This is a genomic window from Candidatus Nitrososphaera evergladensis SR1 (assembly GCF_000730285.1).
GTDB classification, from domain to species: domain Archaea; phylum Thermoproteota; class Nitrososphaeria; order Nitrososphaerales; family Nitrososphaeraceae; genus Nitrososphaera; species Nitrososphaera evergladensis.
Window position 1 is genome coordinate 1,546,973 of the sequence record NZ_CP007174.1, and the last position, 22,588, is coordinate 1,569,560.

Below are 22,588 nucleotides of genomic sequence, written 5' to 3' on the forward strand. Positions count from 1 at the left end.
GTTCTTAATTTGGTCCGGAGTTTACTGTCCCTGCTGCGGATACAAACTCAGAAGTACGCCTAGGAATAAAGTACTCAAGAGGCGGTTCAAGAATATGATAAAGGACCAAAACCGCCATCAACATGCATATGTACTATTTCTTCGCTGATAATAGTCTGTGCCAACAAGGGAACAAGGAGGCCACAGCTTTTTGAATGCGCCGGCTTGATGACTCGGGATTATGGCGCGTAAATATTCCAGAAAAAGGAGGGGACGAGAGTGTGTGAATGGGCCCGTCCATTTGTCCAGGTTGTTGTTTACCTTTCGTCTTCTCTTCTTCTTTTAGAATATGCGCTCAAGAAGAAGGACGAAAGGATGATAATGCCGACGATGATGAATTAGCTTTCGGCGCAGCGGCAATAGTAATTGTGGCCGTGGCTGATTTTCCCTCTCGGTCTGTTGCAGTTATGTTGTGCGTTCCATTCTTTGCATCGTTTGGAGTTGTCATTGTTGCGTTAAATGCTCCGGATTTGTCTGCCTTGGCCGTTGTCGCATTTGAACTGTTGTCAAAGGTCAAAGTGATCGTCTGGTTCGCACTAAATCCAGCGCCTTTCACCACTACGATGTCGCCGGGATTTACAGAGTCCGGTGTCACTGTAATGGATGATGGATTGCTAATGGTCTTGTTCAAAGAAGATGTTGCGTTTGTGATTGCCGCACCAATCATGCCAGCACCAGCTTTGGTGGCGTTAGCAATGGCATTGCCTGCCGAGGCAGTTGCGTTTCGTGCTGCTTCACCCGCATTTTGGGCCGAGGTAGTCGCATTGCGCACGGCTTCAGAAGCTGCTGCTGTTGCATTGCCAGAAGCTGTTGAAGTTTGGTTTACTGCCTGATCTTTTTGAGCAGTGGCGCTATCTGCCATTATCACCGTGACTGACAAAGAGCTTAGTATGGCAAGTCCAACAATCAGTGCAGTCAGCGTCTTCTTTCGCAACGGCTGTAGAGAGTAATTTTTCCTACTTTTTTCTTCATCCATATTTTTTCAGCACCTGAAATGAGAATTTCAAATATTAAGGACTTTAAATTTAGATGAGTTTGAAGGAGATGAGAGATTGAGGGGCAGTGGTAAGTTATTCTTACTATGGGCAATGGTCGAGATAGCGAACCCCGTCGGCCAGATCACCTTTTAAAAAATTACAACTCTGAGATGCGCAGAAAAATAGGAAGAAAGATCGGTGAAGTTATTTTATTTCAGAGCATCCTTGGCCTTTTCCTTAGCTTTGTCAAATTCAGCTCTGGCCTTCTCAGCGGCGTCCTCTGCAGTCATTCCTGTTATTTGCAAATCTATCATCTGCTCAATAGCGCCTCTGACTTCTAATGGCAAAGCCATGTTAGTGTAGAACAATCGCGAGGAATATATCAGTGATTCTCGACTCTTAAAGAGCAGGCATAAGCGTTTTGCCATCTATACACTCTGAACACAATGCGATCAGTTGGAGATTAAAGGAGTTCTTCAGAGATGCACTGGTCAAAAGTTCGCTGGGCATAAACAATTGGAAAAAAATTGAGCCATGTAAAGAGAGATTCCTAACTATGGCCCGTCTGCAAACATATCAGAAGTTGAACTTTCTTTCCCGTCCAATTTTATTTCCATACAGTCATTGGCTTACTAATTCCAAAATAAATGGAGAGAGCAGGCTAGGAGTTACATGCATCCACTATACGTCATGAGGTGAGCATTCATTACAGTACCTCTCTAGCCTTATGTATCCGCCACTATCATAGAGTACTTCCTTCATGGCCGGTTTTCCGCATGAGGTACAACTAGACCTTCTTGCTTTTTTTGGCGGACTATGATCCCGAACGGTGTATGTTCGAGCCATAGTTCTACATACAGAAAAGCCAAATATTTATAGGTCACTCACCATCTGTGAGTAAGCATAAATATCTCGTGCACACAGCATTAATGTGAGAGAGAAGAGATATGGAAGAGCGCGAACATCTCACCTCTGAAATTAACTTCAGAGGACTGTTAGATTAAGATAAAATTAACAGAGAATCTGCAATTGCGACATCGAGAGGTGAAGACAAGGGGTGAAGAGGGCAAATATTGTACATGCAGATTTGAATCCATGCGGAGGAGCGGAGCAGGTAGCTATTGCTACAATTCAGGCGCTGACTGAAATGGATCTTGAAGTTGAGTTGACCGTCGCAAGGTGCCCTGATATTTCAAGATTAAGGAACGCATTTGGCGCCAGAAAAGTAGATGTCATTTTCAGTCGTATAAAGAGGATAAACCTGCTCGACACTTTGCTGACCATCCAGTCGAAAAACTGCCATGATGGCAATGACTGTGGCATCAATGATACAATCACGATAAACACTCATGGAGATGTACTGCCGTATTATCTTCCATGTTTTTCAAAGGTAAATGCCATCACATACTGCCATTATCCAATAGTACCTGGCCTTGCATTAAGGCGAGACCCTTCTTACCTGGACTATTTGAGGAGCCTTGGCATGATAAAGTTTAGCTACCCTACAAGCAAGGTCGATACTGGCGGCAATGGCAAAATTACTGACAATCGCTACACAGAGAATGACTACTCTCTCTTTTGGCAAGATCTTCAAAAAACATATCTAATGATGCTAAAACATTCTACCATCATAACTAATTCTACGTTCAGCAAGGATGCAATTCAAAGAGAGCTATCACCGATGCCGCCCGTTTCGTCATCAACCGTCCAAGTCGTGAGCGAGCCAATTGTTATTCCGCCGCCTGTCAGTGTCGAGGAGTTTCGCAGAGCGACGCTGTATTCGAAAGAAAGAGAGGATTTTGTAGTTGTTATATCACGCTTTAATCCAAGTAAGAAGCTAGAAAACGCCATCACTCTTGCAAACATGCTCAAGAAACAAAGGATTGGCAAAGGAATGATTATTGCTGGGGGACTGATGCCGGAAGACAGCGATTACTATCATCATATAGTGAATCTGGCAAAAGAATATGATGTATCAGATTATGTAAAATTCAAGGTCAATGTCACCTCCGACAACCTTAAAACAATTCTGCGCAAAGGAAAGGTTTACTTTCATCCCATGCCGGGGGAGCCATTTGGGATATCTGTGGCAGAGGCTATGAGTTGTGGGCTTATCCCCATCGTACCAAGTGTGGGAGGCCACAATGACTTTGTTCCGAAAAGATACAGATATGTATCTTTAGAAGATGCAGTAGGAAAGATTTCTTTCGCCTTGAGTGCTTCCCAAGAAGACCGAACGTCGATTAGCAATTTAGTAACCAGATTTTCTGAAGCAAATTATGTGAAAAGCATACAAAGATTGGTCGCCAATGTATTGCAAGGAATAAGGGCAAGTGACAATGTTGCCTATGCTGAAGACACTATTGCATGATTACTCTGTACGATATCCAAAAGTAGAATAGCAAGACAATTTATTTTATACCAAGCAAGTATACATTCGCTCTAGTAACTATCTTCGCATGTGGGTGTCCTCCATATGACCAACCATGGTTTCACTTTTCCCTATCACTGACCTACAGTATGGGCATACAGATTCCCGCTGTGCTACAGAGCGTGACGATTCCAGCTCTGCCAGATCAATGTTGTGGCTGGGCATGTTACCAATTATGGTCTTGAGAGTCACTATACCGATAACTGAACCATCCGAACTTATCACTGGCAGCCTTCGTATTTGCTTTGATTGCATGAGAGCTATTGCGTTTCTGACAGATGCATCTTCACCTATCGTAACAAGTGGTGAGCTCATTATTTGGCCTATAGTAATCTTGTAAGGGCCGTGTCTTCTGGCAAAGCGACAAAATCTTGTTCTGCTACGTTTGCCACTCTTTTGACAAGACCGCTGGCTACTGTTTGCTGCGCCATTTTACTCTCCACCTAAGGCGGAAACGGCATCAGCAATAGAGGGTAGACCCAAATTTATTTTTTAAAATATAGTTAGCTTTTAAGACTGAAGATATGACAACATTATGATTATATGTTGCAGGAACAAGTGAATCCATCGCCTGCAACAGTCCGACGGCTTATCGCGTTTTCATCATTTTTTAATTCCAATAGTAGCATCTTCCTCACCATATCATGCGGTCTAACTTCTGCAGCATGCTTCCCATCGCTGCCTCAGATCTTTTCTTTTATACATATGTCTGACAGCCAGCTCTGCGTTATGGCCTCTACTACATAATAGAGGTTTACAATTTATTGCTTACTCACCACCCGTGAGTAAGCAATAAATGAATCGATTTTGATAATAAGGTCGTGAGGTCAAATGGAGTGAAAGTTCAGAAGGAAGTGCCACGGCCAAAATTTGAATGCACCGGGTGCCAAAAGGCTTTTAAGTTTCCTTGACTGTGGAAGAGCACAGGAAGCATGACCATACAGGCGGCAGACCAATAGCTGCCTGATTCTTATTTCTCTTTTTACCGATAATATCGGTATGCCAATTTCTTTCTATGACAAGGAAAATCATGGATTTATGAATTGGAGAATAGAAATAAAGAAAAAGGTGGAATCGACAGCCGCTGCTATTTAGAAAGCAGCGGATCGCTCCTCATCTTTGGTGCCAAGATTTTGCCTGCGCAGACTGCCGCCATTGTTGCAGAAACAGCGAGTGCGATCCACAGGAGCAAGCTCATGGGGTCAGCACCGAACAGCAAAGGAACCCCGTTTCCAAACGCTCCTGGCTGAGTAGCAGCGTGCACCTTTTCTTGAGCCAGCCTCAGCATTTCAGTATATTCCGGAGGCAGGCTCGCGTCCGTGCTAGCTGCAAATGCCATACGCACAGTGGATAGGATGGTCGCCATTCCTGCCGTAGCAGCAGTGGCTATCTTGGCCAGCACGTCTTTTACTGGTCCACCAATCATATGACATCGCCTATATCTTCTAACTAGAAGAAAAATAAATTTTTTGCTTCATCATAAATTTCTGTCGTCAGCAGCAACTTTGATCACTCAAAATCCATAAAAAATAAAAAATAAATATTAGTTACTCACATGTTGTGACTTGTTAGAGGTGCTGCAAAATGGAGACACTTTGCAGAGGTTGCGGATTCGAACTCGAAGTTGTAGAATTATGTGAAGGATGCAGCGAGCCTGTGCGTTGGAGATGCAATGTATGTTTCAAAGAGAAAGATTCTCCTCATATGCACATGGCACCAGTGCAGTACGCGCTTGCAAGGTAGGTCACATCCTCACTTTTTATCAAAGAAAATTTTTTTATTTTGAATCTCTTTATCATAGAATAAAGGTCGATTGCATATGATGATTAAGACAAGAATATCGTATGCAATCACTGGCTGGCTGGCTGCCTCCAAGCGCGCCAGTCGCCGTTGCCTTCTTAACCTCTTGTGCTAGCAGTTCCATCTCTGGAACCCTATCCTTCTGTATCCTGCCAAACTCGTGCTCGCTAATGCTCCTGTCTCCAATCAACCGTAAGTAGATGAAATCAGTGGTAACTATTGGAGGCGCCTTTATGTCGTCGAGCTGGTTCCACACAAGACAGATGCCTTTTCGTTTCAAAAAGTCGTACAGCTCATCGTTGAACCATGATGGGTGCCTAATTTCTACAGCATATCTGTATTGTTTATTGAGAATATATATTTCCAAAGTTTTGCAAGGCTCTAAATCCTGTTTTGAAGCCGATGGATGACGGCAGCTGTATCAGGATGCAAAGAAGTTTCTCTCTTAGTAGGGCCACCGCTGAATAGAACGTCTCCAGCTGTTGATCGCAATTGCTCATCGCCTTTGCATGTGTTATTACCCTATGCATCTTGGCCGTGTACCTAAAGTCGACTGGAGTATTTTTCGCCCATCTCTTTACTGCGAGGGGGATTTGGCATGGAGTAAAAGGTGCTGTCGATTTCAACAAAGTCAAAGATGCCTGCATAATGCTGCAGCCATTTTGTCTGTTCCAAGCACCTTGGATAAAGGGGGCCCTGCCACGCAACATAGCTCCAACCGCTGCAGCCCACATAATATTGCACAATCGTCTAAGAGCTTGCCACTTATTTTCCATTACTGCCAACTACAAAGTTCACGGTTTAGCCTGATGATGTGGAACCAAAGCAACTGGATATAATGCAACTACTTCTTGACTCTTTTCAAAAAGCACCCATTTCTGTTGCCCCCACTCGAAGTATAAAAATATGCTCACCTTCTATGACTATGTGAAGAAAATAAGAGAAGAGCAAAACAGCAAATCGTCGCAAAACTAGAATTTGGAGCTACAGAGTATAAGGAGTTGCAATTAGCATTAGTAATGAACTTCTTTGAATTCCGCAGACAAGTGATAAAATACGCACGAATTCCCTTCAAGAGGATTTAGAGTGTCACAATGCCCGTTCATCTTGGAACCCTTTTGCCTTTGCATCTGCAGATTCTTTCGCTCCCACAAAATCTGATGTGCACAAGCGTTATTTTTTTGATACCATCCAATTATCCACAGACCGCACTTGACCAAACGACTTATGATAATAATGTACAACATGTTGTGAAAAAAGGAAGAGTACTTTGGGGCGAGCATAGTGGAACTAACGGTTCAAGCTATTCAGAATTCATTTCGCCTTTTGTCGATCCAACTTCGAACTCTTGAAACTCCTTGTCTTCCCTCGACTTTACTTTAGTGATTGGCCCTTGTGCCTCTTTCGTAGGATCTACTTTGTCCTCGTCGTCCGGCAACTACTGTTTCTTGTCCTTTTCATTGAGGTTTGGGCTTGTCCGCATATTCTAATGTTACATTCAAAGATTGATGAGATTCTCTGGACTAAGAAAGGATGAACCAGGTTAGCCCGTGCGAGCCTCCTACAGGTATGTGAAAAGTAAAGAATTTTCAATAATAATCAGTACCTAAAGAATCGTGGGTACGCTTATTATCAGGTCATCAAAGGAAAGAATGGTCGGCCATGCTTCATAGAGGTTGTCGTTATGTGAGCCACAGCAACTTTTGGAACATGGCCAACACAGGCGTCTAATCCTTGACCCGCATCTGTATTCGTGGGGAATGATATGGGTGCGGGTCGAGTTTTTAGTCTATTAAGAAAGCGGTGTTATTTAAGTATGGGCCCGCACAGGGAGACGAGACGTGCAAACCGGCCCGAACGGAGGCGTGGGCGAGCGTGAGGAATACTACAACAAGCCTAATTCAGTATCTTTTTATGTGTCCGCCTTCTAGGTCTTAGTTCCACATGGCCTTGGTCGAACAACAACGCAATAAGATAAGTTTGCTCGTATGCAATTCATGCTATTGGATGTCATCACTTTTGGACAGCTCAAAGGAGGTTCCCAACTGTCCTTCGTGCGGAACCACGTTAGAATCGCTGCCTGTTGAAAATAACGAAAGGTGCACCATAGAGGCAGCAGACACTAAGACAGGTTTGATCGTAGAGTTCCAAAGAGCATAAGGCTTGAGCATTGGCCAATATTATCATAAATGACTGGCAAGCCTGTGCGATGTGGCGTGTGTGGTAAAGCCATGCCATCCAAGGCTGAGAGAGCCAGACATTTGGATCAAGTGCACAGGATTACGATAGACGATGGTCCTAGCGATGCCCTCTCGTAGGGGAGCGGAGGGCGACAAGCGTCGGCAGTTGGCAGAAAAGAATTATTTTGTTGTTGACTGCGATTCGGTGCCTGAGGCAGCAGATATCTTTTCATTGTATTCAGTAGCATAATGTTTCACCAACAGCAACGAGATTGCAATCTCTGCCGCTATGCCACTGATTATAATAGCCAACGAAGCGGCATAGTTGTCAATTGAATTAGCGATTCCTCCCGTTAGCCCACCAATGACCAATCCCAGTCCAAAGTTGATTCCTGTTAGAAGCCAGAACTTTTGGATGCGCCATCCGGCGTAGATTGATAGAAACGGAATGAAAGAGTAGATCATCATCCGTTTAACATTTACTTGCTCCCGTGGAGGATCAAGAACCATGCTACTTACATTATAGTTGCTTCTTCTATATAAGTTCACTAGAGGCGAGCGATAGGACGCAGGAGATGGCTCGAATCGGAGAGCCCCTTAGTACCATCTTGTAATCATAATCCCTCACAGAAGGAGGGGTAGTTGAGTCTGGGAAGAACGCTTGTCACATGGGCACATCCAGTGCCACGTGGACATGAGAGCGTGGGTTCAAATTCCATCCCCTCCGCCTAGGAATTAAGAGTGAGCGCCGAGGCTTCTGACGAGAGACCTTATCTCCGGTTCCCGTTTTCCGATTTCTCTCATTATTGCTTGAAACTCCATATCCATGGGAAACCTACCATGTCTGCAGCGAAAAATCAAGACGTATCCGTGTCTAATGTCATGGATGACATCGTTCTCTATGAACCACATTTCAGCAGCTCTACTAGTTGAACCCAAAAATTCTTCATCTACCTTTTGCGCTTCCGGATGCTGCGGTTTTGCCACCTTCAAGTCACGTATGGATTTGTCGAGATATTCATTTATGGAAGCTTTCTCGGCATTATCCAACTGGAGGTTACGCATTGTGTATGCAAACGTGTCAAGGTTTAATGGCGTTTCTCATCCTTCTTCAGGTAGCTGAATACCGGGAGCGATGGACGAGCGGATAGGCAACCCGTTGTACTCGGCTTGTCAAACTGGCGCATTTACTCTATTTCACTTCAAAGGATTCAAAAAAAAGAAATTGGGGCTATGTCGTCGGTTGTGCTTCGAGCTTTATCTTCGATATCTTCTTCCTGCTGCTCATGCGATGAGTCCGTACTTTTCTACCACAGTCTGGACAGCGGATGGTTCCTAATGGTCGTCGTTCTCTACAGGTACTACAAAACGTGCTGGTCTCATAGATGGATTTTCCCATTCTCCCCGATTCTCTCCCAATTCAGGCGAGCTGCTATCATTAATCAGTCCTATAGTGCTGATATTCTAGAACTCTATACCTGATTAAGAACTAGAAGACATTTAACATATTATTAAACTATGATAAAGCTAGGCCGCCTAATGATTGCTAGGTTGAAATGAGGGAGACAAACGATTTCAACATAGCGGAAATTGTTAGAATTCTTGTGAAACATTGTATACTAATTAGCTAACTTGACAACTGTCGATGTCTTTTCTTTAAAGAAAATGATTCTTGTTTATGGAGATTTCCAGCCATAGGGATTCGCAGAAGAGCAGGCATGAATTGCTGGAAGAGATAGAGAGATTGAAGGAGAAACTGAGAGCAAAGGAAAAGGAGATTGCGGTTCTTAAAAAACGCATTGCAATCTACAAAAGTTTGAAGTGAGATGGCCAGAACAGAGGGCGTTTGGGATGGCTCTTGGCAAAAGTGGCACACCTGCCATACCTGCCATGGCAGGCTAGGGCTTCAGCCTGCCTTTATCCCTCAAGAGATCATCTCTGAGGATGGCCAGTGTATGCCTCAAAATAGCTGCCGAATGCGTGTCGGACAGGCCATATTGCTTCTTTACGTATCTGCAAAGTCGGTAGTCATCATACTTTGTAAGGTCTATAGCCACGATTCTTCGTAATAAAAAATGATATTTAAGGCTAGTACCTGGGGATTTACTGTCACCAGTGTACCCACTGGATGCTTAGGATACTAGATCTAACCTATATGCATTATAGAAGTATAATGATAGTATAGAGGGGAGAGGATTGTGCCAGTGTATCCTAAGCACCCACTGGTGACAGTGGTGACGGCAGACAAGGGAGATTCTATCAATGACTGTTTATTTCGTTAGCTGTACCCAGTGTCACCAGTGAAGTGGCATAGGGAGTGGTACTATACCGTGTATTGTATAAAAATAAATAATAAATAAAAATTATAATAAATAGGGTAAGTAGCTATCCCTACCTATGCCATTCCAGTGGTGACACTGGTGACATCTAAGGAAATAGACAACCCTTCGTAGAACCGGGCACGTCCTCCGTTCACTCTAGCTTGTCTTCTCTTGAAGCCCATAGGATTTAGGACGTTGCCAACTCTATCCTCATCAATAGGAGCCAGATTGTTCTTGGCACACCACTTGTTTAGTTCATCCACAAAAGTTGTAGTCTGCACTCTCCTACCAAAACCTACTGTACAGCAAGCAGCAATGAACTTGTTAATGTTCTCTTTATGATCTTCCATGTAACTATGACTGATCTTCTTCGATTCCTTCTCCTCCGGTAGAGTTTCGCCGAAGCACTGCAATACTTTAAGCAGCTCGGCTTTCGATACCTCAACAACTCCAAAATTAGGCATCATCATACCGCATTTGTTACGTCCGTATGCGGCTTCATACTTATCCCACTCGACTGTGAATGAAGGTAAGACGGGGACGTAGTGCCCATTGCCATATAACGTTGCTGTCTTTCCTAGTTCGATAGTAGGAATACCATTTGGAAACTCTTCTCGCTTGTACTTCAAAAGCCTCCCGCCTCCACGAGCCAATATTTCTGAGCTCTTCTTTAATTTCGTCAAGAGGTCCTCAGAAAGTGGCAGTTTTGGCAACTCCCGCCTGTCCATAGACAGTAACACATGATTCCCCGGCGATCCCGTTGCAATGGCAAGGTTAGGATAGAATCCCTTGGCATATCTTGAGCCTTTGACGAACGGGTCCGGATCATAATCTCTAGTCTGCCAATCTCTATCCACAGGAAGCAATCCTCTTTTACTCTTAGACATGGATTTGTCTAAAGGGGATCGTAGAGGAATGATTGCCAGTTCATACTTGCCCCAAAGTTCTTCCGCCTTGGCGTGGAACTCCGCCTCATCCACGTTCACTCCCTTGATTTTTCTTTTATCAAGCTCCTCATTCATACAGGACCATACTCCTTAATTCTGCATTCGACCATCGGAACACCGCACTCGTCTTCGCTCCATCTTGTAGAGTCTACTATCAATCCTACGTCTTGGCAGACTTGGTAGAAGTCAGCTCTGGGATCATCAGAGTTGTACATGACTGCCTTCAGCTTGTTGTATCTAACGGTGATTTTTGTCCATCTACTGTAGAATACTATTTTCTTGCCGCCTCGGCAAGCCACGACTATGCCATACCATTGTATCTCTGTTTGGCCCTTGCTGTCGGATTTACCTTTTATATCATTGTCTGTACTTTTTATGCTGTAGTCAGGTCCGTTGGATGTGGTCTCTTGGCTGGTCACCGAGTGACTGCCTCCTTTTTATTAAATTCGGCAAGTCCCGCCATCCCGTCTACGTTTGTCTTCACATTGGTCCTGCACCTAGGGCAGGATGTCCAAAAAGGGGACCTGCCCTTGTATAGCCATTCATAGGCGCACTTACCGCAGGTAAGGCGCTTTAGCGTAGTTTGTTCACTATACATTCTACATAATAAAAAAGAAATATGATATTTAAGGGTAGTACTGTTTATATAACACCATTATAAGGTTTGCTACCTAAAGATTGGTAGATACCGATAAGGTGGTTACAATACGGCGACTGTCTATGCTTTCATCCAAAACTAGCCTTTAATATCATAACACACCCACAGAAGTTGGCAAGCCAGAAAAAGGAGCGAACCATGCAAGCGAGCTAGCCATTAGGATGGGTGAACCAACTTAGTAAGCGAAAACATCTTGGAGGGACCCTTCCCTCCCATTTTACAACTTTTGCAAAGCGTTCAGCACAGAATTAATCAAAAGAACCTGATCGGTCATAATTGCCCGTTTCTTTAGAATCCTGCTCTTCAGCGTCTTGCGATAGCCGTCAGAATAAGCTTGTATGTTACCTTTCTTCAGGTCCTTCAAAAACTGCTCCTCCTTAGGGCTTAACACGATATATCGTAATTTCTTGATTTAGTATATAAAAGTACCTATCAATAGCTGATTTACGTAAGCTGGTTAGCTGAGATCATATTATATACTAGATTACGGTATTCTGTAATATGAATAACGCAACAAACAACGCAAACAAAATAACCGCAAGCAAAGTCGTCGCAGCCGTCGCAACTGGAGCCCTGATTTTTGGAACAGCCTACGGGGCAGCCACACTCCACACGCCGTTGGGTGCACCGATCCTGACAGCTTCAGTATTCTCATTGGGGCTGCTAATGGGAACGACTTTCAAGGGCAAGCGCAAGGCTGAGGTGACTGCTTAACATGGCCGCCACCCTCCAACACCGGGAGCATGGTATCGTTGAAATGGGGTGCGTGCTGGCTGAGGTCCACAGGTCCCCGTTCGGCCGAGACTTGCTCCACAATGCCATGCACCAGATGGGCCTAAAGTGCGATATGTGTGATGAGCATGAGGGCTCAGCCTAGCCCCACTTTTTATGGTGATAGCAATGGCAAAAATAATTGGTCTCGGTAAATTCATTGTGGCAGGCGTCTGCGTCGCAGTATGGCTTAACGGTTTCGCCAGCCTCTACCAATCATGGTCAGACGCCGGCATCAGCGCTGCAATGTGGCTAGGCGGGGCATCAGTCTGTCTGTATTGGGCTATGCGTGATCGCAGGAAGGCAAAGGCGAGCTCACAACAACCCCTTCCATAGACCTTTCTTCTTTCCTTTTGATTTTCCAGCCTTTACCTGTTTCTGACCGCCTTCCTGAATATCAAAGGCACCGGCTCCGAACAGAATATTTCTTACGCCTCTTTGCTTAAACGAACTGACTCCGGCTCCCTTGCTCCCTTGACTGGCCGCCACACCGCCCGGCATGAATGTTGGAATTGCGATAGGTGGCACCTTCCGACTAGTGGGTGGACTTCTCGGAGGCCTGCCCGTGGTTGTATCAAGCCTGAAGTTTAGATCTGTAATAGTCCCCTGATCTAAGCGGGAACCTGTTGAGGTGATGTTTCTAGGAGTTGTGAAGATATCCGTCTTCGCTCCACTTCTCGACCCGGTGCCGTGGGAAAATGGATTGGCAACATCCAGCCCTCCTCTCTGTGGCTTAATGTTGAATGGATTTGATGTTTCAGTCAGACTGCCAGGGTTAACTAGGCTCTCTGTCCTTCTACTTTCTCTACTCTTTAGCCCCAAGCTCTCACCCGGATAGCGAACATACTCGGTTGTTTCATTTGTGACAGTTCTTTTCTTATTGACCCTTTCTACACCAGTAGCTCCTTTGAATCCTAGCAGGCCGGCGTTTGCGTAACCTGCCGCATTACCGCCTAATCCTAGACTCCTACCCGCCTGTTTTGCAGACTGCTCGGCATCAAATATCGTGTTTTTCACACTCGCAAAGCTCGGAGCTTCCTTGGCACTACTAACCTCAATCAACTTACCGCCATTTGTCTTTGGAAGTTCTGCCGATGGTGTTCTGGCCGGTTCAACATCAAACTTGAATGGTGTGCTCGGCTTCTTTGTCCTTGCCTCATCACTAACAGCCTTGGATCTTTTTGTATCCTCTTTGACAAACTTGCTGACCTTATTAAGATCAAACTCCACATCAGTGGCCACTTGTTCCTTCATCAGTTTTATCGCCTTGCCGCCTTTGGTTATGAAATAGTTTCCGGATAACGGGTCCAGTCCTTCAGAATCTCTTGCAAGGTCATAGCCGGCTAGTCTGGAAAGTCTGGCACTAGGCAAAGCTGGATTTTGCTCCAAGTTATAAACATCTGTGGTACTGCTTGCTATCAGGTTAGAGGACTTGGGAGCGTTCTGGACCTTTGGGAACATGACATCCGCCGGCGCTCCTCCTTTCGCCGGATTAATTCTTCCCTTTCCGCCTACCTTATAGAAAAATTCGCTTGCGTGTTGCAGTGCGCCTAATGCGTCGGCCCTCTTGATGCCAAAGGTTGTTGTTGTGCTGGATATTTCACTTTGAACACCCGTTATTTTTTCCTCAATGCCAGCTATCTTTTGCAAGAGGTCGGATTTTTGGCTAGTCAAGTCAGCGAGCTCTTTCGAGCTTGCAGCATCGCCGCTATTAATGCCAAACATATCAGCAGGGTTCGATTTACTGGCAGTTGAGATCTGGTTGTCGATATCAACGACTTGTGATTGCAATCTTTCCTTTTGGTCCCTAAGGTCATCTGCCTTGGAATACAATGGCTCTAACTTTTTGGATAGTTTCTGAGACTTCATGTTAAGAGTCGGGTCGTTTTTGAAAGCATAGTTTTCAATCATCTCTTGAACCTTGGGACTATGGAAGTATGGGTTCACGCCTTGTGCCTTGATCTCCTCAGCACTTGGAGCCTTTGTTTGATTCTTTAACCACTCGGCAGTGTTTTGAACTGATGTGACAGATTTGAGGTCTTGACCGACAAGATCTGCCTTTGCTGCAAGCGGCAGTGGAGATGGATTCTGGATGATGGCTGTGTTACTCCTAGGTGAAATAATCCCAATCGGTGTACCCTCTTGCGTCACGACCTCTCTAGTTGGATTGATGGTTAACTTCTTGACACTTATGCTCTCTGGAATATTGATGGAAGCAATAGGTGTCTCGTTCTGCATGATGCCGAGATCTATTTTCTTACCGCCTACCAATGGAATCTTTACGTTGCGACTGGCTACAGCAACGTTCGCAAAGCGTGTAGGCTGAAGTGGCACGTCAACGACCTCACCGGTTGCCGGAATCTTGCGCTGTTCGATGGGCCTAACAGAAACGTCGCCCTCGACACCCGCTCTTTTTGCCGCAGCCTGCGCTTCCTTCTCAACAGATCGGGTAAGTTTGAGACCGGATGCAACCTTGCTTACATCCTTTACAATCTTTACAGGATTGCCAAATGTGGCAATGTCTGCAATGGTACCGCCAATAAACTCAACAGGCCGTTCTTGCAGTGCCTTGTATTGTTGCGCTATGGCTTCATCCCCACTGCCGAACGACAGGCCAGTTGCACTTTCGACAGACTGTTTCATGCCACTCTTTTCCAATTCCTTCACACCATAGGCAGCACCGAGCCCCACTATGCTGCCTACGGGGATGTTTTGTGCGTCGATAATTTTTTTGTCCTGCGCTGCTTTAGACGATTCGGCATAAAATGTATCGCTGCCAAAGGTCCTGCCTATACTTTCAGTAAGTGTACTGAACGCACCAAGGTCCGTGGCTGACTTGATTGCTTGTGATGCTGCGGCACTATTATTGCGAGTCCGTTCCGCTTGCGCTTTAAATCCTAGTGCATCCTCCGCCTTGCTGATCAGATTGCCACCTAAACTCACCAGTCCTGCACCCGCAGCGCCGAATCCCTCGACGCCAAAGCGCCACACCTGCTCGGCAGCATCTAGATTTAATTTCGCATCTTTGTATGGATCCGGAATCTCAAAGGTGCCATCATCACGAACTGCCACTGTCTTACCACCGCTAGTGAAAGTTGTGAACTTGGCTGTAGTCTTACCGGAGGAATCTTTAGTCTCTACAAGCCCTCCAAAGCCTTTGGCCTGCATGCCGCTAATCCATGCGTTATAATCTGCTTCTGCCTTTTCGTTGGCCTTGCGAGCAGCGGTGTTTTCACGTTGAGCCCCCATAAATTCAGCGTAGAACTTTTTGCTCTCCGCCACATCTACGAAGAGTGGGCTGATGTCACCTGTAGGAGACATTTCCACCTGTCCTGCATACTTTACCTTCCCTCCCTTTTCCTGTTCACGCACAAACTGAAGGATGTGGTCGCCCAGTGCGAGCCGGCTCACATTAACCCTTTGTGATGCCCCGTTTTGTCCTGATTGCGCTAAGGATTGACGCTGTGCGGCAAGATTCTGCGATTGGTATGCGGCATAGTTTTTTTCCAACGCTTTGTTTTCGGCCGCCTTGTCGTAGATTGGAATGCTCATAGTGCGCTTTGGTCCCTCTTCGTACCTGCTGCCGCCGCCTAATTTGCCGAAGCCGGGAGTGATGGCGACGGTATACCTATCCTCGACAGCCTGCCGGGCTTCTGGCAGAAAGTCGGAGAGATTCTGCGTTTGCCCACTAGATAGCGCCTGTTCCTGAGCTCTTCGCTGTGCTTCCAAGAATGTCTGCGTGGCCAGCGTACGTTCTGCTTCTGCCGAGACGCCACCGGTGTTTGCAGCCGGTGCCGATGCTTGCGCTGCTAGATCGGCACTGGTCAAGGTCTGACTTTGCCCTGTCTGAATAGCTTTTTTTTGCAATTCAGCATTAGCTAACTGATACTTTTTGTAATTGTCTTCCATGCTAGTCATGGCTAGCTCCTGCCCTCCCTTATTCCGGCCAGTCTAGCTAGCAAACAATCCCAATTCTCGTACGGAAGGGCTTTTGCTCTAAGGGCCTCCTTGATCTCAGGACGGCATGATATGGTAGTAACTTTCTGACTCATTACAATAAAAAATAATTAAACATAATTGGCAAGAAAGGAGGAAAGGCTAGCCTTCAAAGAATCTTCTACTAGTCGTTGCCGCCAATAAGTTCAAGAATCATGAAACACCATAACGGATGATGGAGCCGTGGAAGAAGTATGCCTTTGCTTCAATCAGCGTGGCGATAGCAATGGTGGTCCTCTTCGTTCTAGGTGTTATTTTCGTGCACAGTGGGAATGGCTAGCCGTATATGCCGATGAAAGAATGCAAGAATCAAAGAACGTTAATGCGCATTTAGCCCTATTATTAATAGAGGATGAACTTATGATCATGAAAAGTTGAATATTACCGTTACATTCTTTCACGCTTATAAGAATAGAAGTTTTTTGCAAGATCTGGTGCAGCTATACAGGTTATCAAATACGTCTGAGTGCAAACATCGGGTAGCAAAATGGCAGGCAGAGACTGCGTAAAATGGTAAGCGTAAGGGCCTCAAATGCTTATTAAAGTAAATAGGGATTCAAAAAGCAGATTTTATGTCAGCTCTTTTCATACCGAACCTTCATGTGTTCCGTAAGACTATAACACATTCTGGAGATCCTGCAAGCCATATAGAAGACTACTGATAAGAACCGTGAACGTCTAGTTGTATAAGGAGCGCCCACGCCCTTATTACATGAATGGCAAATCCAAAACGACAATTTTCAACGACTCTTTTTTTATCAAACTGATGAGGGTTGCATATAACGCTTAACGCCTCAAAAAGAATATGTGGCATCAGCTGTAGATAGTATGTGGCTGAGGATGGTCCTGCTGCCTACGTATCGGCCCTATCTTGACCCTGCATATTAGCTGGCCATCGTCAGTCCAAAACCAATCTGGCTTATTGTTGCTGACCGCCATGCTCTCCCGTCTCCGGCAATAATTCCACTTTAACTGTTCGCCCACGCCAAGCTCTTGGCAGTGTGATGTGAGTACATGTGCCCGAACTCTTTACAGTCTTTACCATTGATGATGGGATGTAATGAAGGGTCTTGCGAGTTTTGATCCCACGTTCAAGATATCGAAGCAGGTCATATCTGTAGAAACCCTCTATCTTCCGCTGCCGTTCTTTGTAGGCTCGTGTAAATCTGTAACCGGGTTTGTACTGCATTAACCACTTATGATCCTCCACCTCTTCTAGGACCTCCCTGTATTTCATTTCCGCACATGCTCCTTGGCCCATCTAGCAGGAGCATCTTCTTCATACTTTCTTAGGAAGTCACCATAGATGTGCATGTATTCCAAATAATCATCAGTAGTGGCGTTGTCGTCCTTGCTAAGAGGTGGAGGATTGTAGCCTAACGTCAGGATAGATGCTCGTACAAGCTGGATCGCTTTCTTGGGATCGGTGAGCATGAACTCTGAGGATTTGCAGCCAAGCCAAAGCGCCACACTCTCTTCATCGTCGTATTTTAACCGGTATTGGTTTGCCTTAAAGTCCTCAATGTCCTCCTCGGACATGTCAAACCTTTCAATCATTTCTTTTGAGGGAGAGATATCATCGCTAGCCGTCATTCGCCTTCCTCCTCCTGCTCTTCACGTTCCCTGCGCTCGTCTTCGTCTGTCCACAGCCTAACTGAGCTTACATTGCCGTGACGCTTCAAGTACTTGTCAGTTGATATCATCACATTATCCAACTGCGCTGCGCAGTAGTCCTCCCAAGGTTTTTGATTTACAAGAATACTGACCTTCGGCGGCCGTAATGGAGGCTGCGGAATTTTTGCACCAACTAACCTGCTTAGTGATTTTAGCAGAGTAGAAGCGGTGTAATAGTTTGTACCGCTATATGCGATCAGGAACGAGTTGTAAGTTTGATTGATTAGCATTGAGCGTAGACCGGGACCTTTCTTCATTGTTCATCAGACTCCTTCTTTGAAAGCAAGTCGTTTATCCGGCTGTCGAATGTATCTCCGTATGTCATTGTATCTTTGAGTCGCTGGTGTGTTGCTCTACTGATGCTAATCGTTACTTTCATGTTTGCTGTGCTCATAGTAATATAAAAAATGAAATCGGCAGAATGACAGAAGAGAAAGATTACAATGGGAATCGTTTGTGCTTGTGCGTTCTACACCCTATTATTATTAGAGATGACCAAGATGATAAGAAAAAAGAGTTACAAACCAGTGTGCCACAAAGTATCATCTTTGAAAAGTTTCTTCTCAATCTCTTGTGCAGCTATATTTATCTACGAGTATTCTATAGAATAAGCTTCACTATGCCTGCTAAAGAAAACAGCATGTACAAGACAAACGAACCTCTGCTGACAGCCTTGCAGAGGAACGATTTAGAGGAGTTGCGAAGAAAGGTAAATGGTGAAAAGGGAACTTACTTTGACTTCTATTCGGTTGCAAAGAAGTACTGCAACAGATATGAGGATATGATGAGGTCACACGGGATAAGAAGAGAGGAATAGTCGCTCGAGCTATTTGCGAAGTCAACCTCAGGAGCCCTAGCTAGACTTGCCTCCTGCCACGCCAGCTTGTTGTATTCGCACTAATCCTATTTGGCGTAGAACCGGCATTCCCAAAACCTCGGATAGTTTGAGAAGTCAACATGAACTACATTCCGCAGGACCAACTCCTTTACCGCATCAATAGTTCTGTCGTGACTGAATCCTGTTTCCATTATGAGATACTTGCCTTGAATGCCAGAATATTTCCTAATTAGACTAAGGACTTCGCAATCTCCCGGTAGAGGGTCAGTTGCGAGCATTCTTGGCAGATACTACTATAGTGATTATGATTTTTCAGCATATCTATTCGCATTGCAGTTTGCGGACGCCCGCACCTTGGCGCTAGTTGAGAAGCAAATAGAAGAGCGTGACGTAGAGACATAGCTGCCGTCTAAAATAAAGCCCGATTAATGAGCCACCGTCTTTTATAGACAATACAAAGATTCACCATCATTTAATGCCGATAGAAAGGACCAACGAATCAGGTCGTCATGTCGTTGAGCAACTGTTTGGAGCACGTCGGTCGGCACTAATTTGCTCACCTTATATCTCCTCAGAATATGCAAAAAAAATCACAGGTCTAGCAGCAAGAGGAGTTTTAGTAAAGGTATTGACTTCAGACAAAAATGTCGAATCAGATTTTCACATAAGAGAATTTTTTGCAGAGGCGAAAAGAAAGGAAAAACTTGATACCCTCAAGACACTCGTGATCAGTCACAGGATGTCATTTGAACACTCCAAGATGTACATAATTGATGATGAATATGCTGTAATGGGTTCTGCCAATCTGACAAGAGCTGGCATGTGGGAAAATGGTGAGACCATTGACGTCTACCGCAGTCACAGAGATGTTCAGCTAGCTAGGGAAGCATTTGAAAGCGCATGGAAGGATGCACTTGCATCAGCATTTGGAAACAAGAGCAACACATATCAGCATACTTCAACTTACCCACGCCAAGGTACACGTGCCAATTACCAAATCCATGAAAGAACAGGATCCAAGAAAGTAGAGGATAGAGATTCCATTTTCGATGTTATCAAACGTGAACTAAGGAGTCTGACTAAATAACCACGAACATTGTGCCCGCCGCACAGCTTTCCTGACTGGCATATCCACCTATTCACTAGGAGGGTTGGATGTGCGGCAAAATAATCACCTGTTTAAATACTGAATACCGCACACAAACGCCTAGCTGTTAGCCTAGCCTATCCTGAATCCCCCAAACGAAACTCCCGTGTTGTTTGATGTCGTTTCTGCACGCTGGTTTATTCCAAGTATGTCTATTAGCTCGCGCAGGTTCTTTGTCTGAAACAGAACAGGACCTGGCCCCGTGCACTCTGTGGCAAGGCCTTCGCCTCCAAGTATCGTTGTCTTCATGCCGCCTACCTGGATGACGTTGTAATGCACCTGCTCGCCGAGCGCGACTAGGTGATAGTTGTCAACCGTCATCCTCTCGCCGGGCAGCAGGTCTTTTTGTATGATGCCGCCGTAGGCATTTGCAAAGAGGTAGCCCTCTCCAGTTGCTTTTAGCATGAAAAATTCAGAGCCAAAAAGCCCCTTTGTAAACCCCTGCCACTGGGTGTCAAGGAGCACGCCGGCGGTGGACGCCACGTACGAGCCGGATTGTACGATAAAGCCGCTTCCCGGCTTTACCAAAAGCTGCACAATGTCCCCGATGGGCGGGCCGGTGAGGCCGATGGAACAGCCGTCGCTTTTTGCGACAAAGTCGTTTACAAAGAACGACTCGCCTCCAAGAGCCGTGACTTTTAGTTTTTTCAAAAACCCGCCTTCTCTCGTCCTTGTCTTTATCTCGATGTCGCCTTTCATGTACACCATCGCGCCGGATTCCGCGGTTATCTTTTCTCCTGCCGCCATCTGAACCTCAAGAAGCGCCATGGGTGCCTTGACTATGCCAAACTGCATGTCCTTGGCATTGTTTGTATGTGCGTATAAAGTTGTGCCTGCAAGAATGAGAGGTAATGTAAACGATAATAACGATGACAGGCATAGTTTGCGTGAGAAAAACTGAAAATCTCTGTTCTTTCAAAAAGCGAGACTTCAGACCTTGTTGACAGGATGAAGGCGCTCTGGCCTGCCGGCACGGTCCCAAAGGTCAAGACGTTCAAGGTGTACGAAGTCGACGAAAGCAAGCACCTGCTCGTATCTGACGATGAAATTACGTGTGTGCGAGTAAAGGATGATGACAATATCATCATCATCCCGTTCCTTGGCGGCAAGCCCGAGACACTTGCACAGTTTCCGTCAGTCAAGGTGGACATGGGGGCGGTCAAGTTCGTGTGCAACGGGGCCAAGGTGCTCAGGCCGGGAATAGTCGAGTTTGGCAGCTTCAAAAAGGGCGACATTGTGACCGTGCAGGACCAGACGCACGGCAAGATGCTTGCTGTTGGCATCGCACTAGAAGATAGCGAGGCCGCAAAAGCGATGCAAAAGGGCTATGTCATTGACAACCTGCACTACATCAGCGACAAGATATGGGAAGCGTACAAGGAAATATGATGATGATATCTCCATAATGTTTGGAAGCAAGAAAATGGCTTTTCTTTATCTAGTGTCTGTATTTAGTTAAGATTTAAAGATAGATTTAAATCATACCTGTTCTGTAGGAGGGTATTGACTAATCTCGGGCAGGATGCCCCAATCGTCAAAACAACCACCACCCATGCACGTAATGTATCCAGACAGGCCATAGTAGCAGAATTAGAGAATATAGGCGTCAATGCAAGTCTTTTCGAATCGCTTACAATAGACCAGCTGTCGGATCTTCTGTACAATCTCAACAAGGTGATCATAAATTCAAATGGCAATCCAATGAACTCCCAAAGAACGAAAGGGGTCATCCTATCTGCAGTTGACAGGAAAATATTGAAGGCGTTGCTGGAATGTGGTGGTAACCCCTCCTCTCTGCAACTATCAAGGGAATTGGACATACCATTAAGCACTGTTCAACGAAGACGGAAACGACTTGAGGAAGAATTCATCAGCGAATCATATGGTCTAAGATACGAGAAATTCGGCAAGAGGCATATCACGTTTATCGTATCTCTTGGCGTGGGAGATAGATCTGAAGTCACAAAGGAAATTCTTGTTCTTGAAAAAGTGAGTGCCCTCACCCGTACATTTGGAGATGGGGCAGACCTGAAGGTTGAAGCAATACTGGACAGCAATCAAGAATTCATAGAGATATCTGAGAAAATCAAGTCCATTTCTGGTATCCAGAAAATCTCGTGGTTTGAGTCGATTGAAGTCGTGGGAAGAAAGAAAGAAACCGATCTCTCGATAATAGGATCGGGATAGAAGAGGGAGAAAAAGCCTAGTTCCTTATCGGAACGGTTTCTTCCCTTGTGCCGTTTCGGCTCACGACCAGCACCTCGATTCCGTCGCCTGAAGCGGCGTCGCGCTGAGTTGCCGACCTGACTGCCCTTATTGCCAGCTCCCTGGCGTTTTCCTCGCTCATGTCCTGCTTGAATTCTGCGTCCATGATGCCTAGCGCCATTTCCGCGCCCGTGCCAACGGCCGCGTACTGGTCAGGAAGGACGGAGCCGAGCGGGTCAAGCGTGTATATCTCGGGCTTGTCGTTTACGCCGCCGACGATGACCTGGGTGAGAAGCGGGAAATACCTGCGCTCAAACATGATGACTGACATCAGCTTGGCGACAGAGTTTGGCGCAACCTCGCGCCTTGTCTCAAGCTTGCGGATTTTCGCAAGTGCCTCGACCTGCCTGACAAGGACCGTCATGTCAGCCACCATGCCTGCGCAGGCAGCGCCCACGTGCGGGGTGACAGGGAACGTCTTTTTCATGTTCTTGTTCACGACAAAGTTGCCAAACGAAATCCTCTTGTCCGCGGCCAGGACCACGCCATTGCTGTACGAGATTCCCACCACGGTAGCGCCCGGCATGAATTCAAAGGCCATATA

At 45.6% G+C, this 22,588-nt stretch carries 22 protein-coding genes, 1 tRNA gene and 1 pseudogene; 8 read left to right on the plus strand and 16 right to left on the minus strand.

Going from position 1 to position 22,588, the window contains the following annotated elements:
* Positions 1-334: 334 nt before the first annotated feature.
* Positions 335-973, minus strand: a complete 639-nt coding sequence (locus NTE_RS08370) for a hypothetical protein (RefSeq protein ID WP_148700608.1) — start codon at positions 971-973, stop codon at positions 335-337.
* Between the two features lie 252 nt (positions 974-1,225).
* Positions 1,226-1,363: a CsbD family protein gene (locus NTE_RS08375; protein WP_148700609.1), complete on the minus strand. Its 138-nt coding sequence runs from the start codon at positions 1,361-1,363 to the stop codon at positions 1,226-1,228.
* A 710-nt stretch (positions 1,364-2,073) separates the two neighbouring features.
* Here NTE_RS08375 and NTE_RS08380 point away from each other — a divergent pair.
* Positions 2,074-3,387 (plus strand): glycosyltransferase, encoded by a 1,314-nt coding sequence (locus NTE_RS08380; RefSeq protein WP_148700610.1) that lies wholly within the window; start codon positions 2,074-2,076, stop codon positions 3,385-3,387.
* Between the two features lie 78 nt (positions 3,388-3,465).
* On the opposite strand, the gene NTE_RS17580 is transcribed toward NTE_RS08380, so the two are convergent.
* The 5 genes and pseudogenes from NTE_RS17580 to NTE_RS08405 all read right to left on the minus strand — a co-directional run bounded on the left by NTE_RS17580 (position 3,466) and on the right by NTE_RS08405 (position 7,937).
* Positions 3,466-3,762: a CBS domain-containing protein gene (locus NTE_RS17580; protein WP_148700611.1), complete on the minus strand. Its 297-nt coding sequence runs from the start codon at positions 3,760-3,762 to the stop codon at positions 3,466-3,468.
* A gap of 772 nt (positions 3,763-4,534) precedes the next feature.
* Positions 4,535-4,873: a hypothetical protein gene (locus NTE_RS08390; RefSeq protein ID WP_148700612.1), complete on the minus strand. Its 339-nt coding sequence runs from the start codon at positions 4,871-4,873 to the stop codon at positions 4,535-4,537.
* Between the two features lie 369 nt (positions 4,874-5,242).
* Positions 5,243-5,777, minus strand: a pseudogene (locus tag NTE_RS17335) (DUF72 domain-containing protein).
* A gap of 13 nt (positions 5,778-5,790) precedes the next feature.
* Positions 5,791-5,991 carry a DUF72 domain-containing protein gene (locus NTE_RS17585; RefSeq protein ID WP_420835293.1) on the minus strand — a complete coding sequence of 67 codons (201 nt, stop codon included), beginning with the start codon at positions 5,989-5,991 and terminating at the stop codon, positions 5,791-5,793.
* Between the two features lie 1,616 nt (positions 5,992-7,607).
* Positions 7,608-7,937 carry a hypothetical protein gene (locus NTE_RS08405; RefSeq protein ID WP_148700615.1) on the minus strand — a complete coding sequence of 110 codons (330 nt, stop codon included), beginning with the start codon at positions 7,935-7,937 and terminating at the stop codon, positions 7,608-7,610.
* A 122-nt stretch (positions 7,938-8,059) separates the two neighbouring features.
* Here NTE_RS08405 and NTE_RS08410 point away from each other — a divergent pair.
* Positions 8,060-8,154, plus strand: a tRNA-Met gene (locus NTE_RS08410).
* An 8-nt stretch (positions 8,155-8,162) separates the two neighbouring features.
* On the opposite strand, the gene NTE_RS08415 is transcribed toward NTE_RS08410, so the two are convergent.
* On the minus strand, positions 8,163-8,492 hold the full coding sequence (locus tag NTE_RS08415; protein WP_148700616.1) for a hypothetical protein: 330 nt from the start codon (positions 8,490-8,492) through the stop codon (positions 8,163-8,165).
* Between the two features lie 613 nt (positions 8,493-9,105).
* Between NTE_RS08415 and NTE_RS16550 the strand changes: the two genes are divergently transcribed.
* Positions 9,106-9,252 (plus strand): hypothetical protein, encoded by a 147-nt coding sequence (locus tag NTE_RS16550; RefSeq protein WP_158385283.1) that lies wholly within the window; start codon positions 9,106-9,108, stop codon positions 9,250-9,252.
* Between the two features lie 570 nt (positions 9,253-9,822).
* Here NTE_RS16550 and NTE_RS08420 read toward each other — a convergent pair.
* The 3 genes from NTE_RS08420 to NTE_RS16555 form a co-directional block, all read right to left on the minus strand.
* On the minus strand, positions 9,823-10,770 hold the full coding sequence (locus tag NTE_RS08420) for a hypothetical protein (protein WP_148700617.1): 948 nt from the start codon (positions 10,768-10,770) through the stop codon (positions 9,823-9,825).
* Positions 10,767-11,114, minus strand: a complete 348-nt coding sequence (locus NTE_RS08425) for a hypothetical protein (protein WP_148700618.1) — start codon at positions 11,112-11,114, stop codon at positions 10,767-10,769. Before NTE_RS08425 ends, NTE_RS08420 begins: the two co-directional genes overlap by 4 nt.
* Positions 11,115-11,570: 456 nt before the next feature.
* Positions 11,571-11,744 (minus strand): hypothetical protein, encoded by a 174-nt coding sequence (locus NTE_RS16555; RefSeq protein ID WP_158385285.1) that lies wholly within the window; start codon positions 11,742-11,744, stop codon positions 11,571-11,573.
* Positions 11,745-11,854: 110 nt separating this feature from the next.
* Between NTE_RS16555 and NTE_RS08430 the strand changes: the two genes are divergently transcribed.
* Positions 11,855-12,067 (plus strand): hypothetical protein, encoded by a 213-nt coding sequence (locus NTE_RS08430; RefSeq protein ID WP_148700619.1) that lies wholly within the window; start codon positions 11,855-11,857, stop codon positions 12,065-12,067.
* 372 nt (positions 12,068-12,439) lie between these two features.
* On the opposite strand, the gene NTE_RS08435 is transcribed toward NTE_RS08430, so the two are convergent.
* The 3 genes from NTE_RS08435 to NTE_RS08445 form a co-directional block, all read right to left on the minus strand.
* Positions 12,440-16,042: a kinetochore Spc7 family protein gene (locus tag NTE_RS08435; protein WP_148700620.1), complete on the minus strand. Its 3,603-nt coding sequence runs from the start codon at positions 16,040-16,042 to the stop codon at positions 12,440-12,442.
* A gap of 997 nt (positions 16,043-17,039) precedes the next feature.
* Positions 17,040-17,357 carry a DUF2080 family transposase-associated protein gene (locus NTE_RS08440; protein ID WP_158385287.1) on the minus strand — a complete coding sequence of 106 codons (318 nt, stop codon included), beginning with the start codon at positions 17,355-17,357 and terminating at the stop codon, positions 17,040-17,042.
* Positions 17,354-17,713, minus strand: coding sequence for a hypothetical protein (locus tag NTE_RS08445; protein WP_148700622.1), 360 nt, complete (start codon positions 17,711-17,713; stop codon positions 17,354-17,356). The genes NTE_RS08440 and NTE_RS08445 overlap by 4 nt, the downstream gene beginning before the upstream one ends.
* 700 nt (positions 17,714-18,413) lie before the next feature.
* Here NTE_RS08445 and NTE_RS08450 point away from each other — a divergent pair.
* Together NTE_RS08450 and NTE_RS08455 are read left to right on the plus strand one after the other, a co-directional pair.
* On the plus strand, positions 18,414-18,611 hold the full coding sequence (locus tag NTE_RS08450) for a hypothetical protein (protein WP_148700623.1): 198 nt from the start codon (positions 18,414-18,416) through the stop codon (positions 18,609-18,611).
* 496 nt (positions 18,612-19,107) lie between these two features.
* Positions 19,108-19,719 carry a phospholipase D family protein gene (locus tag NTE_RS08455; RefSeq protein WP_148700624.1) on the plus strand — a complete coding sequence of 204 codons (612 nt, stop codon included), beginning with the start codon at positions 19,108-19,110 and terminating at the stop codon, positions 19,717-19,719.
* A gap of 132 nt (positions 19,720-19,851) precedes the next feature.
* Here NTE_RS08455 and NTE_RS08460 read toward each other — a convergent pair whose 3' ends face one another.
* Entirely contained in the window at positions 19,852-20,574 is a 723-nt protein-coding gene (locus NTE_RS08460) for a TIGR00266 family protein (RefSeq protein WP_148700625.1), read from the minus strand.
* A 153-nt stretch (positions 20,575-20,727) separates the two neighbouring features.
* Here NTE_RS08460 and NTE_RS08465 point away from each other — a divergent pair, with 153 nt between their 5' ends.
* Together NTE_RS08465 and NTE_RS08470 are read left to right on the plus strand one after the other, a co-directional pair.
* Complete coding sequence (locus NTE_RS08465; RefSeq protein ID WP_148700626.1) at positions 20,728-21,168, plus strand: PUA domain-containing protein; 441 nt, start codon at positions 20,728-20,730, stop codon at positions 21,166-21,168.
* 114 nt (positions 21,169-21,282) lie between these two features.
* The gene (locus NTE_RS08470) at positions 21,283-21,966 is read left to right on the plus strand and encodes an Lrp/AsnC family transcriptional regulator (protein WP_148700627.1); all 684 of its coding nucleotides are present in this window, start codon (positions 21,283-21,285) and stop codon (positions 21,964-21,966) included.
* Positions 21,967-21,982: 16 nt separating this feature from the next.
* On the opposite strand, the gene NTE_RS08475 is transcribed toward NTE_RS08470, so the two are convergent.
* Positions 21,983-22,585 carry an Ntn hydrolase family protein gene (locus tag NTE_RS08475; protein ID WP_226986920.1) on the minus strand — a complete coding sequence of 201 codons (603 nt, stop codon included), beginning with the start codon at positions 22,583-22,585 and terminating at the stop codon, positions 21,983-21,985.
* Positions 22,586-22,588: the final 3 nt, after the last annotated feature.